Genomic DNA, 13,110 nt, shown 5'->3' with positions numbered 1-13,110 from the left:
GGCGAGTGCGGATCGCGATTCGGCGTCGGTTCCCCGAGGGCCACGGGGGAGCAGGGGAGCGGGGGCGGTGCGCCGGAGCCGGATGGCGGCGCGCGGTGCCGTGCTCGGGGCGGGCGGCGGCGCGCCGCCAGCCGCTGTCCGCCGCCCGGTGGCTGTCCCTCCGGCCGCCCTGTCACGGTGCCTGTCCCTCCGGCCCTTGCCCGGTGTCTGTCCCTCCGGTCGTCTCCGGTGTCTAGAGCACGGCTACCGGTGCGACCGGAGAGCCCGTGGCGCCGACGAACGGTTCAGGGGTGGCCGACAGCAGAAAGCTGTAGCGGTTTTCTTGTCCACAGGCTGTGGACAACTCTTCGAGATTCCAGTTCTGGCCCTGCAGCATCCCCATCTCGACCAGATCGAGCGCGTGTACGGGCAGCCACAGATCCTCTATTTCCGGAGGAAATATCTCAAAAGTGAGGGTGTCGTTCGCGACCGCGGCGACATCGCGGGCGTGGAACCACTCCGGAGTGCGGACCGACAGCCCCGGCGACGGATAGCCGTACGCCTGCTTGTCGCCCGCCAGACAGACCTGGATCTGGCCGGTGCGTACGAGGACGATGTCCCCGGCGCGCACGCGCGTGCCCGCCAGCTCCTCGGCGGCGTCGAGATCCTCGGGGGTCACGGCGTGCCCGCCGTCCAGCCGGTCCTCGCCGCGGGCGCGGGCGACGTCGAGCAGCACGCCGCGCGAGACGATGTGCCGCGGTTTGTCGATCCCGCCGAAGGCGGCGCCGCCGTGCGGGGTGATCGAGTCGGCCGGCCGGCCGTTGTAGAGCCTGCCCGAGTGCGACACGTGGGGGAGTGCGTCCCAGTGGGTGGCGGCCTGGAGTCCCATGGTCACGACGTCGTCGCTGCACGCGACGGTGCCCGGGCCGAACAGCTCCTGGTTGATCTGCACCATCACATGCAGCGGGTTGACCCGCCCCGGGATCATGCCGGTCTGCACCCCGTCCTGCTGGAGCGGCAGCGCGAGCGGGATCCGGCGTCCGGTCCGCACGCACGCCGCGGCCTCCCGCACCACTGCGTCGGTGACGAGGTTCAGTGTCCCGATCTCGTCGTCGGCGCCCCAGCGGCCCCAGTTGTTGACGCGCTCGGCGAGGTCGCGGAACGCCGGATGCGGCGTCGTCGGTGACATGGGTCCTCCACGGGGCTTGTCTGCGGGTGTCCGACGGGCCATAAAATCTAACGGTCCGTCAGAAACCGCGGGAAGGGGCCGGCGTGGGGAACTTCTTGGCAGGCAAGGTGGTCGCCGTGACGGGGGCCGGCCGCGGGATAGGCCGAGCCGTCGCGCTCGCCGCGGCGGCCCAGGGAGCGCGCGTGGTCGTCAACGACTACGGGGTGTCGGTCGAGGGCGGTGAGCCGACGAGCGCGGTGGCCGCCGCCGTGGCCGGGGAGATCGAGGCGGCGGGCGGGGACGCGGTCGCGGTCGCCGACGACATCTCGACGATGGCGGGCGGACAGCGCGTCGTCGACACGGCCCTGACGTCGTACGGACGCGTCGACGGCGTCGTGTGCACGGCGGGGATCCTGCGGGAGCGGATGCTCTTCAACATGACCGAGCAGGAGTGGGACCCCGTCGTCGCCACACACCTGAAGGGCACCTTCACGGTCTTCCGCGCCGCCTCCGCGGTGATGCGCGGGCAGGGGTGCGGCACACTGATCGGCTTCACCAGCGGCAACCACCAGGGATCCGTCGCCCAGGCCAACTACAGCGCCGCGAAGGGCGGTGTCATCTCCCTCGTCCGCAGCGCGGCGCTCGGCCTGCACAAGTACGGGGTCACGGCGAACGCGGTCGCCCCGGTCGCCCGCACCCGGATGTCGGCGAACGTCCCGATGGAACTGGCCGAGATCGGCGAGCCCGAGGACGTGGCCGCGCTGGTCGTCTACCTCCTCTCCGAGCGCGCCCGCGAGGAGCGGATCACCGGCCAGGTCTACACGATCGCCGGCCCCAAGATCGCGGTCTGGGCCCAGCCGAGGGAGCTGCGCGCCGGTTACGCAGAGGGTTCCTGGACCCCCGAGCGGATCGCCGACTTCCTCCCCGGGACGGTGGGGACGGACCCGATGCCGCTGCTGGAGCGGGTCGAGGCGATGGCCCGGGCCGCCGCCGCGAAGGAGCGCCCGAACGCGCGGCGAACCGTGAGAGCGGCCGACGTGAGGCGGTGACCGTGGACTTCGCATTCGGACCCGAGGACGAGACCTTCCGGGGCGAGGCCCGCGCCTGGCTGGCCGAGCACCTCCCGGGCGAGTACACCCGCGGGGGCTGGGAGCGGGAACTGGGCGCGGCAGGCTGGATCGGGCTCGGCTGGAGCGAGGACGGCTACGGCAACCGGACCGCGTCACTGACCCAGCAGGTCGTCTGGGCCGAGGAGTACGCCCGCGCGAAGGCCCCCGCCCGCACCGGCCACATCGGCGAGAAGCTGCTCGCTCCCACCCTCATCGCCCACGGGACACCGGAGCAGAAGGCCCGCTTCCTGCCACCGGTGGCCCGCGGCGAGGAACTGTGGTGCCAGGGCTACAGCGAGCCGGGCGCGGGCTCCGACCTCGCCGGCGTGCGCACCACCGCCGTACGGGACGGGGACTCGTACCGCGTCACGGGACAGAAGATCTGGACCTCCCTCGCCCACGAGGCAGGCTGGTGCTTCGTCCTCGCCCGTACACGGCCGGAGTCGGCCCGTCACCACGGCCTGTCGTTCCTGCTCGTCCCCATGGACCAGCCCGGCCGCGTCGAGGTCCGGCCGATCCGCCAGCTCACCGGGACGAGCGAGTTCAACGAGGTCTTCTTCGACGGGGCGGTGGCGCGCGCCGAGCACGTCGTGGGCGGCGAGGGCAACGGCTGGCGCGTCGCGATGAGCCTGCTCGGCTTCGAGCGGGGGGTGTCGACCCTGGCCCAGCAGATCGGCTTCGCACGGGAGTTGGGGCAGGTGATCGAGACGGCCGTCGCCACCGGCGCGGCCGACGACCCCGTCGTCCGCGACCGCCTCGTCGAGGCGTGGGCGCGGCTGCGCACGATGCGCTGGAACGCCCTGCGCACACTGGGCGGTTCGCGGACGGCGGAGCCGGGTGCGCCGAGCGTGGCCAAGCTGCTGTGGGGCCGTTGGCACCAGGAGCTCGGCGAGCTGGCGATGCGGGTGCGCGGGGCCGGGGCGGCCGTAGGGCCCGCGGACTGGTCACCGCGGGAGCCGTACCGGATCGACGCGTTCCAGCACCTGTTCCTCTTCAGCCGGGCCGACACCGTCTACGGCGGCTCGGACGAGATCCAGCGCACGATCATCGCCGAGCGGGTGCTCGGCCTGCCGAAGGAGCCCAGGGGATGACCCCGGGCGGAGGGGAGCCGGTGCGATGCGAGGCGTGATCTTCGACGGCAGGCGGACCGAGGTCGTGGACGACCTGGAGGTGCGCGACCCGGGACCGGGCGAGGTGCGGGTGGCGATCTCGGCGGCCGGCCTGTGCCACAGCGACCTGTCCGTGCTGGACGGCACCATTCCCTTCCCCGTCCCTGTGGTGCTGGGGCACGAGGGTGCGGGGACCGTCGAGACGGTGGGCGCGGGCGTCACCCATGTCCGGGCCGGCGACCACGTGTCGCTGTCCACGCTCGCCAACTGCGGAGCCTGCGCGGAGTGCGACCGGGGACGGCCGACCATGTGCCGCAAGGCGATCGGGATGCCGCGGCAGCCGTTCACGCGGGGCGGCAGGCCGCTCTTCCAGTTCGCCTCCAGCTCGGCCTTCGCGCAACGGACCCTCGTCAGGGCGGTGCAGGCGGTCCGGATCCCCGACGACATCCCGATGCCGTCCGCCGCGCTGATCGGGTGCGGGGTGCTGACCGGTGTCGGAGCCGTGCTGAACCGGGCGCGGGTGGAACACGGAGACACGGTGCTCGTCATCGGCACGGGCGGCGTCGGGCTCAACGTCATCCAGGGCGCGCGGCTCGCGGGCGCCCGGCGGATCGTGGCGGTGGACGCCAATGCGGCCAAGGAGGCGACGGCCCGCCGGTTCGGCGCCACCGACTTCCTCACCTCGACGCAGGGCGTGCGGGACCTCCTGCCCACCGGCGTGGACCACGCCTTCGAGTGCGTCGGCCGGACCGAACTCGTCCGCGAGGCCGTCGACCTGCTCGACCGGCACGGCCAGGCCGTCCTCCTCGGTGTCCCGTCGGCGACCGCCGAGGCGTCCTTCCTCGTCTCCTCGATGTACCTGGACAAGTCGATCCTCGGCTGCCGCTACGGCTCCTCGCGCCCGCAGCGCGACATCGCCCGGTACGCCGGGCTCTACCAACGGGGACAACTGCTGCTGGACGAGCTGGTGACGAGGACGTACCCCGTCGAGGACTTCGAGAAGGCGGCGGACGACACCCGCCGGGGGAGGGTGGCGCGGGCGGTCCTGACGTTCTAGGCAGCGGTCCTGACGTTCTAGCGGGCGGTCCTGACGTTCCGGCAGGTGGTCCTGACGTTCTGGCGGCGGGTCGCGTGCGTTCCGGCGGCGGGTCGCGCGTGTGTTCCGGCGGCGGGTCGCGCGTGCGTTCCGGCGGCGGGTCGCGTGCGTTCCGGCGCCGGTCGCTCGTGCTCCGCGGAGCGCCGTCGCGCTCCCGCTCCTCCCCGCTCCGGTGGACCCGGCCGGAGTTTTCCACAGGGCGGCGAAAATTCGCGGCCGGTGTCGGCCAGGTCCCCTAACGTCGTCGCATGAGCTATCGCGACATCGCCTCCAAGCGGGTCCTGGCCTGGGCGTTCGTGGCCGTCGGGGCCCGGCTGCCGGTGGCCATGGCCCCGCTCGCCCTGGTCTTCCTGGTTCGCGAGCGCCCCGGCGGCTACGCGCTGGGCGCGGTCCTGGCCGCGGCCTACGTGGCCGGCGAGATCGCCGGCGCGCCCCTCCTGGGCATGCGGCTGCGCCCGGAGAGAGCCCGCTCCCAACTGGCCGCGGGTCTCGCGGCCGGCACGGCCGGCTTCGCGGGTCTCGGCGCGCTCCCGCAGGCGCCCGCGGCGCTCCTCGCGGCGTGCGCGTTCCTCGCCGGCGCGGCGCCCGGCGCGGTCCCGGGCGGCCTGCGCACCCTGCTCACCGGCATCGTCCCGAAGCGGGCCGCCGCCCAGGCCCTGTCGGCCGAGTCGATGCTGATGTCGGGCATCTGGGCGCTGTCCCCGGCCCTGGTCACCGTCCTCGCGCTGGGTGTCTCGCCCGCCGTGCCGCTGCTGCTGGCCGCCGCCCTGATGGGGACCTCCGTCGCGGGCCTGTGGCTGCTGCCCGCCGGCTGGGAGGCCGACCCGGAGGACCGCGACGGCGTCCCGCTGCCCCGCCTGCTGGCCCGCGCCTGGCCGGTGTACGTCACGGGCGCGGCGAGTCTGTCCCTGCTCGCCCTCGCCGAACTCGTCCTGCCCGCCCTCCTGGAGCAGCGCGGCATCGGCGTCGGCTGGTCGGGCCCGCTGCTGACCGGTCTCGCACTCGGGTCCGGCGTGGGCGCGTTCGTGTACGGGCTGCGGTCCTGGCGGGGGGACCTGCGGACCCGGAGCGTCGTGCTGATGGCCGGTGTCTCCGCGTGCGTGGCGCTGGTCGCGCTGATACCGGACACCGGCTGGATGGCCGTCGCCCTCGTCGTCGCGGGCGTCCTCCAGGCCGCTGCGATCCTCACCCGCAACCTGTCGCTGCGCGAGGCGCTCCCGCCGAGCGCGCTGGCCGCGGGCTACTCGGTGATGTACGCGGCGGTCGGCGCGGGGTACGCGGCCACCGGCTCCCTCGCGGGCGCCCTGCTGCACTTCGTCACGCCGTCGACCGCGATCCTGGCCGGCGTCGCGCTCACGGCGGTGCTCACGGCGGTGGGGGCGGTGGGGGAGGGACGCCGGTCCCCGGCCGGTGCGGACCGGTCAGCCGGCGTTGCCCACGGGACCGGTGCCGACCCCGCCGCCGTCCCGGCCGCCCGCTCCGGCACGGAAGGTGCGGCGGTACGTGGTGGGGGTGACGCCGAGAGCGGCCTGTAGGTGCTGGCGCATCGACTGGGCCGTGCCGAAGCCGGCGTCCCGGGCGACCTGGTCGACCGACAGGTCGCTGGACTCCAGCAGATGGCGGGCCCGCTCCACGCGCTGCCTGGTGAGCCACTGCCCGGGACTGATACCGGCCTCCTCGCGGAAGCGGCGGGTGAAGGTGCGTACGGACATGGACTCCTGCTCCGCCATGTCGCGCAGCTGGATCGGCTCGTTCAGGCGGCCGAGGGCCCAGGCGCGGGCTGCCGACGTGGTCGCCACCTGCGGCTCGGGGACCGGCCGGTGGACGTACTGCGCCTGACCGCCGTCGCGGTGCGGCGGTACGACGGTGCGGCGGGCCACGTCGTTGGCGACGGCGGTGCCGTGGTCGCGGCGTACGAGATGGAGGCACAGGTCGATCCCGGCGGCGACACCGGCCGAGGTCAGGACGTCGCCGTCGTCGATGAAGAGGACGTCCGCGTCCACCCTGATCTGCGGGAAGAGGCGCTGGAAGTGCTCGGCGGAGGCCCAGTGCGTGGTGGCGGGGCGGCCGTCGAGGTAGCCGGCGGCGGCCAGCACGTACACACCGGTGCAGATGGAGACGAGCCGGGTGCCGGGCCGGACGTGGGCGAGGGCGGCGGCCAGTTCGGGTGTCAGGACACCCTCGTCGTAGACCGGGCCCAGTTCGTACGACGTGGGGACGACGAGGGTGTCGGCGGTGGCCAGCGTTTCCGGGCCGTTCTCGACGAGTACGGCGAAGTCGGCGTCCGTGTCGACGGGGCCCGGCGGGCGGACCGAGCAGGTGACGACGTCGTACAGCGGGCGCCCCTCGGCGTCCCTGGCCCGCCCGAAGATCCGCTGCGGGATGCCCAGTTCGAAGGGCATCACCCCGTCCAGGGCGAGGACGGCGACGCGGTGCCGGTGGCCGGGTCCGGGTCCGGGTCGGGCCCCGGGGCCTGCGGCTTCCGCGGTTGCCCCGCGACCCGCGGCTTCCTCGGCCGTCCTCGGAGCTGCGGCCGTCCGCGGCTCGGCGGGGGACTTCCGGCGCGGGGCGGGCTCGGGGAGCGGGACGCTCGCGGGGGCGTCCGGGGTCGTCGCGGCCGCGAGGTCCTCGGGGACCGCCGTCGCCGGGGCCGTAGTGGCTTCGGGCGGGCGGGGGAGAAGGGCCATGGCCCGATCCTAGCGAATGCTGTCCTTCGGGCCACTCGATCAGGCGGAGTTGACGATCACCGGCGCGGCGGCCTTCCGTTCTTCGGGCCTGCTCATCGACCCGTTGAACGAGGACTTCGCGTAGTGATGCTTTGGGGGACTTGAAAGTGGTGTTGCGCACCTGCCGGTTTCGAACCCGCCCAGGCCGGATCGGGTGGTCAGGCGCCTGCACAGGGCGGCTCCCGCAGGGGGGAGCGCCCAGATCGCTCACCGCGGTGTGGTCGAGTACCGCTCGATGCTCGCGCGGCCTGTCGATCGGTCGAGAAGGCGCAATTCCCACGGACCCGTGTTCACATCGAAGTCCTTGCCGAACCCGACCCACTTGCCTGCCATGCGTCGGCCCGTCGGCTCGATGAGCAGCTGAATCGCACCGTGGTACCGGGCGCCCTGGTAGTACCCGTCAGCCGCCGTCTGCTCGGTCCACGTACCAGTGACGACGTTCCGATCAACGGTGAGATCCAAAGACAAAGGGCTGTCCGGGTTGGTCGATGCTCCGGGCAGACTCTGGGCCGTCAGCCGGTTGCCGTGCTGGACGATCACGACGTGATGCTTGCAGTCGAACGTCTCGTCACGGCTGGACGAGTAGAACTCGTACCGGGACAGCCAGATGCCCGCGTACTCGCTCTGCAGCCCTGGCTCCGGGCTCGTGGCAGCGTCAGCCGTGCCGACTTCCCCAGCCTCCATGTCGTGGCCTCCTGCCCCGTCCGAGTGGACGCGTGCCATCGGGATCGCGAACCCCAGCGACTCAGGGGTACGGCCGGTCAACCGCTTCAGTGCCCGCGCATACAGCGGGCGGCATGTCCTGGTCTCCCCGGACTCCCAGCGTTGCACGAGTCGCTTGGAGGCGTCGTTCGGCTCCCCCAACTCCTCGCCTGCGCCGCGTAAGCCCCGAGCGAACTCGTCTTGGCTGAGATTCATCGACTTGCGCACGGACGTCAGCACGTCGTTGGGGATTCGCTCCCGCTCGGCTGGAGTCGTCATGATCCGAGGGTAGCCACGTCAAGCCTCCAATGACACCGGTTTGACGCCCTTGGGGTGGCACCGACATGACGCCCGAGAGACGCCCTGAACGTCGCCGCGATGGTCGTGATCGATCCGGAACATGGTCGTCATGTCCATCCGCATCAGCGCTTACACGGTGAGAGCCGACGGCACTCAGACCAAGCCGCGAACCCTGTACGAGGGTGAGGGAGGGGAGCCTCTCGCTTCTGGCCTCATGCCGCCGTGCCTGTGTCCCAAGTGCGCGGGTGGACGACGTAACCGGAGCACCACAGAACCCCAATTACGTGGAGGCAAGCCAGCATGAGCACGGCAGTAGTGACCCGCGACCCGAAGGCGTATGTCACCCCGGACGTGTGGAAGCGGGAGGTAGCCCTCCTCCTTCGCAACCCAGAGAACACGCGCGAACTTGCGGAGGCCAAGTTCGGACAGGCCATCGCCTACCTGATCACGTGCGGCGAGAACCCGGACCTTCTCATGGGCCCGTCTGAACAGGTGGACGAAGCATGGCACTCGTTCATGCTCGACTCGATCCCGTACCACCACTTCACCAGCCGGCACTTCGGCCGGTACATCCACCACGTTCCGGAGCTTCCGGGGACGACGGCCGGGGTCCAGTGCGTCAGCGACGACACGGCGAAGGAGGACGGGCGCGACCGCAGGAGCGGCGGCCCGCTCGTTCTGGCGCAGACGATCAAGGCCATTAAGGCGGCCGGGTTCGAGATTGACCGCGACCTGTGGGGCATGGAGAACGCGGCCAACTGCAACCAGTGCCACGCCGGGTGCCACGACTCGCCCAAGTAACGGTGACGACCAAGTGAGTGGGGGCCTGTCTCCGTAGGTTGGGGGTGGGCCCCTCTCGCTGGAAAGGATCAACGCATGTCATTGGCTGAGTCCTGGGACAGGTACGCGGTTGGGAGCAAGCCGCGCAGGATCGTGAACGCCAAGGGTGATACGACCTGGCTGAACTGGACTCAGTACGCCGACCACGGCCCGGACGAGAGCGTGCTGGGCCCCGTGGCCGGACGCCGGGTGCTGGAACTCGGCTCAGGGAGCGGTAGTAACCTCGCGCACCTCGTGACGCTTGGCGCGACCGGTCAAGGGGTGGACATCGCCCCTGCTCGCAAGACGGTCGCGCGGGAGCGCTGGGGCGATCTGCCGGGCCTTGAATTCCATACGGCGGAGGCGACGGTGTTCCTGAACGAGACGGACGAGAGATTCGATGTCGTGCTCTCGATCTTTGGTCCCGTGTGGTTCGTCGATCCGGCCACCTTGCTCCCGCTGATCCGCTCGCGTATGGCCCCGGGCGGCATCCTGGCCTTCTCACATTTGCCCCCAGCAGGCCAGGGGCCCAAGCCTGAAGCCGGACTGCGGCACGACCGCACTCCGGATGAGTGGAGTCACATCTTGACGGGGCACGGCTTCTCTGACGTGCGTGTGTCTCTGATCGACCCACCAGAGGGCAGGGCAGTGGGCACGCTGCTTGTCCGCGCCTTGGCGGCCTGACCGCATGGCTGTGCGCCTGCCTCAGGCGCTCTCTCCGAGGGGTGCGGTACGGCGGGGGAGAAGGGCCATGGCCCGATCCTAGCGAATGCTGTCCTTCGGGCCACTCGATCAGGCGGAGCGCGGGCCGGAAGCTCTAGGACGTGACCCAGACATCCGAAGCCACCGCCGCCGGAACGGAATCCGGACCCGCCCTGCCGTCCCGACCCGGACGCATCCACCGCGCGTGGTTCGTCGCGGCCGTGACCTTCGTGACGATCATCGGCGCGGCGGCCTTCCGTTCGCTGCCGGGCCTGCTCATCGACCCGTTGAACGAGGAGTTCGGCTGGTCGCGGGGCACGATCGGCGGGGCGGTGTCGGTGAACCTCGCGCTGTACGGGCTGACGGCACCCTTCGCCGCCGCGCTGATGGACCGCTTCGGCATCCGCCGGGTGGTCGCGGTCGCGCTGCTGGTGATCGCCCTCGGCTCCGGGGCGACCGTGTGGATGACGGCACCCTGGCAGCTCCTGCTCTGCTGGGGCCTCCTGGTGGGCCTCGGATCGGGCTCGATGGCACTGGCCTTCGCCGCGACGGTCACCAACCGCTGGTTCACGCAGCGCCGCGGCCTGGTGACCGGCATCCTCACCGCGGCCTCGGCGTCGGGCCAGCTGATCTTCCTTCCGCTCCTGTCCTGGATGATCACCTCGCAGCGCGACTGGCGTCCCGCGGCCGTGACGGTGTCCCTGGCCGCCCTCGCGGTGGTCCCCTTCGTCTGGCTGCTGCTGCGCGACCACCCGGCCGACGTGGGCCTGAAGCCGTACGGCGCGACGGAGTTCGTGGCGAAGCCCCCGCCGGTGCCGGGGGCGGCGCGGCGGGCGGTGACGGTGCTGTTCTCCGCCGTCCGCACCGGCCCCTTCTGGCTGCTGGCCGGCACCTTCGCGATCTGCGGCGCCTCCACCAACGGCCTGATCCAGACCCACTTCGTGCCGGCGGCCCACGACCACGGCATGCCGATCACGGCGGCCGCCTCGCTCCTCGCGGTGATCGGCGTCTTCGACGTGATCGGCACGGTGGCCTCCGGCTGGTTCACCGACCGCTTCGAGCCGCGCCGGCTGCTCGCGGTGTACTACGCGCTGCGGGGCGTCTCGCTCCTGTTCCTGCCGATGCTGCTGGCGCCCGGCGTGCATCCCCCGATGATCTTCTTCATCGTCTTCTACGGCCTCGACTGGGTCGCCACCGTGCCGCCCACCCTCGCCCTGTGCCGTGAGCAGTACGGCGAGGACAGCGCGATCGTCTTCGGCTGGGTCCTCGCCTCGCACCAGGTGGGCGCCGCGCTGGTCGCCTTCCTCGGCGGGGTCGCGCGGGACGCCTTCGGCTCGTACGACGTCGTCTGGTACGCCTCCGGGGCGCTGTGCGCGGCGGCGGCGCTCATGGCGCTGGTGATCCGGCGGCGGCCGGTGCGCCCGGCTCCGGCGGTGGCCGGGGCGCCGGCCTGAGCACGGGGTGAGCCGCGGGCGGGGGTGCGGCGGGTGCGGTGAGCGGGCTGCGGGCCCGGCGGAGGGGCGGCGGTCGAGCGGCGGGCGGGTTCGGACCGGCCGGCGGGGCGGCTCAGGCCGGGGGAGGGAGGAAGCGTCCGCGGTGGAAGAGGAGCGGTGGCCGGTCCTCCTCCGACGTGCCGAGCGCGGTCACCCGTCCCACCACGACGAGGTGGTCGCCGCCCGTGTGGACCGCGTGGACGGTGCAGTCGATCCACGCGAGGGTGCCCGCGAGGCGCGGGGAGCCGGAGACGGGCGCCGCGTCGTACGCGACGCCGGCGAACTTGTCCGCGCCGCTCACCGCGAAGCCGCGGCACAGCTCGCCCTGGTGCGCGCCCAGCACGTTCACGCAGAAGACGCCCGCGCGGGCGATGCGGGGCCACGTCGCCGACGTACGCCCCACCATGAACGCGATCAGCGGCGGGTCGAGCGAGAGGGCGGAAAAGGACTGGCAGGCGAAACCGGCGGGGCCGTCCTCCCCCTCGGCGGCCGGGGCGGTCACCACGGTCACGCCGGTCGCGAAGCTCCCGAGGACCCGGCGGAACTGCGCCTGGTCGACGGGCGCCCGCTCGTCGTCGCCGACCGCGCGCAGCTCGGGGCGCGGCAGCGTCTCGACCGGCGCCCCGGCGGGCTCCGCGACGGTGGGAGCCCCGGCCGACCTGAGGTAACGGACGGCGGCGGCCGCCATCCCTGCGTGTCCCATCACCCCTCCATTGAAACTGACGGAGCGTCAGTTGGGAAGGGGTGGCGGCGACCGGCCGATGCCCGCCGACGCCCCCGTGAATCAGGGCGGTTCGGGAGGCGGGGCGCCACCGCCGCGTCCGGTCAGGGGGTGGCGAGGAACTCGAGCGTGTCGATCACGCGGTTCGAGAAACCCCACTCGTTGTCGTACCACGCGACCACCTTGACGTGGCGGCCGTCGACGCGGGTGAGAGCCGAGTCGAAGATCGACGAGGCGGGATTGCCCGTGATGTCGGACGACACGAGCGGGTCGTCCGAGTACTCGAGGACGCCGGCGAGCGGCCCGTTCGCCGCGGTGCGGTATGCCGCCAGCACGTCGTCGCGTGTCACGTCGCGGGCGACGGTCGTGTTGAGTTCGACGATCGAGCCCACCGGCACCGGTACGCGGATCGAGTCGCCCGACAGCTTGCCCGCGAGGTTCGGCAGCACCAGGCCGATCGCCTTGGCGGCGCCGGTCGTGGTCGGCACGATGTTGACGCCGGCGGCCCGGGCGCGACGGGCGTCGCGGTGCGGACCGTCCTGCAGGTTCTGCTCCTGGGTGTAGGCGTGCACCGTTGTCATGAACCCGTGCTCGATACCGGCGAGTTCGTCGAGGACCGCGGCCAGCGGCGCGAGCGCGTTGGTCGTGCAGGAGGCGTTCGAGACGATCGTGTGCAGGGCCAGGTCGTAGGCGTCGTTGTTGACCCCGAACGCGAGCGTGACGTCGGCGCCGTCCGACGGCGCGCTGACGAGCACCTTCTTCGCGCCCGCGTCGAGGTGGGCGCGCGCGGCCTTTGCCGAGGTGAAGCGGCCGGTGGCTTCCAGGACGATGTCGACGCCGAGCTCGGCCCACGGCAGCCGCGCCGGTTCGCGCTCGGCCAGCACCGTGATCCGGTGGCCGTCGACGACGAGGGCGTCCCCGTCGACGGTCACCGGGCGCCCGAGCCGGCCGGCGGTGCTGTCGTAGGCGAGCAGCCGGGCGAGCGTGGCGGGCTCCGTCAGGTCGTTGACGGCGACGACCTCCAGGGCGCTGTCGCGCTCCAGCAGTGCGCGCAGCACGTTGCGCCCGATGCGGCCGAATCCGTTGATGGCGATGCGAGTCATGAGTGATGTCCCTTCCCTTTCACCCCAGGCTCGCCCGCGGCCGTCGCCGCTGACAGTGGCGGGATCGCCATGGTTCAAAAGGA

At 72.3% G+C, this 13,110-nt stretch carries 12 protein-coding genes; 7 read left to right on the top strand and 5 right to left on the bottom strand.

The annotated features are described in order from the left end of the window. Positions 1-232: 232 nt before the first annotated feature. Entirely contained in the window at positions 233-1,168 is a 936-nt protein-coding gene (locus ACFYP4_RS26525; RefSeq protein ID WP_388788602.1) for a cyclase family protein, read from the bottom strand. 83 nt (positions 1,169-1,251) lie between these two features. Between ACFYP4_RS26525 and ACFYP4_RS26520 the strand changes: the two genes are divergently transcribed. The 4 genes from ACFYP4_RS26520 to ACFYP4_RS26505 all read left to right on the top strand — a co-directional run bounded on the left by ACFYP4_RS26520 (position 1,252) and on the right by ACFYP4_RS26505 (position 5,996). After that, a complete protein-coding gene (locus ACFYP4_RS26520) occupies positions 1,252-2,196 on the top strand; it encodes an SDR family NAD(P)-dependent oxidoreductase (RefSeq protein ID WP_358855204.1) in 945 nt (314 codons plus the stop codon). A gap of 2 nt (positions 2,197-2,198) precedes the next feature. After that, positions 2,199-3,347, top strand: a complete 1,149-nt coding sequence (locus ACFYP4_RS26515) for an acyl-CoA dehydrogenase family protein (protein WP_388788599.1) — start codon at positions 2,199-2,201, stop codon at positions 3,345-3,347. Positions 3,348-3,372: 25 nt separating this feature from the next. After that, entirely contained in the window at positions 3,373-4,422 is a 1,050-nt protein-coding gene (locus tag ACFYP4_RS26510) for a Zn-dependent alcohol dehydrogenase (protein WP_358855202.1), read from the top strand. A 287-nt stretch (positions 4,423-4,709) separates the two neighbouring features. Continuing rightward, complete coding sequence (locus ACFYP4_RS26505) at positions 4,710-5,996, top strand: MFS transporter (protein WP_358855201.1); 1,287 nt, start codon at positions 4,710-4,712, stop codon at positions 5,994-5,996. Here ACFYP4_RS26505 and ACFYP4_RS26500 read toward each other — a convergent pair. Both ACFYP4_RS26500 and ACFYP4_RS26495 read right to left on the bottom strand, forming a co-directional pair. Next, the gene (locus ACFYP4_RS26500; protein ID WP_388788810.1) at positions 5,883-6,863 is read right to left on the bottom strand and encodes a GlxA family transcriptional regulator; all 981 of its coding nucleotides are present in this window, start codon (positions 6,861-6,863) and stop codon (positions 5,883-5,885) included. The genes ACFYP4_RS26505 and ACFYP4_RS26500 overlap by 114 nt on opposite strands. Before the next feature lie 531 nt (positions 6,864-7,394). Further along, complete coding sequence (locus ACFYP4_RS26495; RefSeq protein ID WP_388788595.1) at positions 7,395-8,168, bottom strand: helix-turn-helix domain-containing protein; 774 nt, start codon at positions 8,166-8,168, stop codon at positions 7,395-7,397. 321 nt (positions 8,169-8,489) lie between these two features. Between ACFYP4_RS26495 and ACFYP4_RS26490 the strand changes: the two genes are divergently transcribed. The 3 genes from ACFYP4_RS26490 to ACFYP4_RS26480 all read left to right on the top strand — a co-directional run bounded on the left by ACFYP4_RS26490 (position 8,490) and on the right by ACFYP4_RS26480 (position 11,164). Then, positions 8,490-8,990, top strand: a complete 501-nt coding sequence (locus tag ACFYP4_RS26490) for a glycine-rich domain-containing protein (protein WP_388788592.1) — start codon at positions 8,490-8,492, stop codon at positions 8,988-8,990. Positions 8,991-9,065: 75 nt separating this feature from the next. Next, positions 9,066-9,692, top strand: coding sequence for a class I SAM-dependent methyltransferase (locus ACFYP4_RS26485; RefSeq protein WP_388788589.1), 627 nt, complete (start codon positions 9,066-9,068; stop codon positions 9,690-9,692). 140 nt (positions 9,693-9,832) lie between these two features. After that, a complete protein-coding gene (locus ACFYP4_RS26480; RefSeq protein WP_388788586.1) occupies positions 9,833-11,164 on the top strand; it encodes an MFS transporter in 1,332 nt (443 codons plus the stop codon). A 112-nt stretch (positions 11,165-11,276) separates the two neighbouring features. Here ACFYP4_RS26480 and ACFYP4_RS26475 read toward each other — a convergent pair whose 3' ends face one another. Further along, positions 11,277-11,906 (bottom strand): flavin reductase family protein, encoded by a 630-nt coding sequence (locus ACFYP4_RS26475; protein WP_358855198.1) that lies wholly within the window; start codon positions 11,904-11,906, stop codon positions 11,277-11,279. A 122-nt stretch (positions 11,907-12,028) separates the two neighbouring features. Continuing rightward, positions 12,029-13,027: a type I glyceraldehyde-3-phosphate dehydrogenase gene (gene gap / locus ACFYP4_RS26470; protein WP_388788583.1), complete on the bottom strand. Its 999-nt coding sequence runs from the start codon at positions 13,025-13,027 to the stop codon at positions 12,029-12,031. Positions 13,028-13,110: the final 83 nt, after the last annotated feature.

This window comes from Streptomyces sp. NPDC005551 (assembly GCF_042871785.1).
GTDB lineage: Bacteria > Actinomycetota > Actinomycetes > Streptomycetales > Streptomycetaceae > Streptomyces.
This window is presented reverse-complemented; position numbering and strand designations above follow the sequence as displayed.

What these genes read in the sequence shown, in the direction of transcription:
- ACFYP4_RS26500 (WP_388788810.1), bottom strand. Translation starts at nt 6,863, where the DNA reads ATGCCCTTCGAACTGGGCATCCCGCAGCGGATCTTCGGGCGGGCCAGG.
- ACFYP4_RS26475 (WP_358855198.1), bottom strand. Translation starts at nt 11,906, where the DNA reads ATGGGACACGCAGGGATGGCGGCCGCCGCCGTCCGTTACCTCAGGTCG.
- ACFYP4_RS26510 (WP_358855202.1), top strand. Translation starts at nt 3,373, where the DNA reads ATGCGAGGCGTGATCTTCGACGGCAGGCGGACCGAGGTCGTGGACGAC.
- ACFYP4_RS26505 (WP_358855201.1), top strand. Translation starts at nt 4,710, where the DNA reads ATGAGCTATCGCGACATCGCCTCCAAGCGGGTCCTGGCCTGGGCGTTC.
- ACFYP4_RS26490 (WP_388788592.1), top strand. Translation starts at nt 8,490, where the DNA reads ATGAGCACGGCAGTAGTGACCCGCGACCCGAAGGCGTATGTCACCCCG.
- ACFYP4_RS26525 (WP_388788602.1), bottom strand. Translation starts at nt 1,168, where the DNA reads ATGTCACCGACGACGCCGCATCCGGCGTTCCGCGACCTCGCCGAGCGC.
- ACFYP4_RS26485 (WP_388788589.1), top strand. Translation starts at nt 9,066, where the DNA reads ATGTCATTGGCTGAGTCCTGGGACAGGTACGCGGTTGGGAGCAAGCCG.
- ACFYP4_RS26495 (WP_388788595.1), bottom strand. Translation starts at nt 8,168, where the DNA reads ATGACGACTCCAGCCGAGCGGGAGCGAATCCCCAACGACGTGCTGACG.
- gap (WP_388788583.1), bottom strand. Translation starts at nt 13,027, where the DNA reads ATGACTCGCATCGCCATCAACGGATTCGGCCGCATCGGGCGCAACGTG.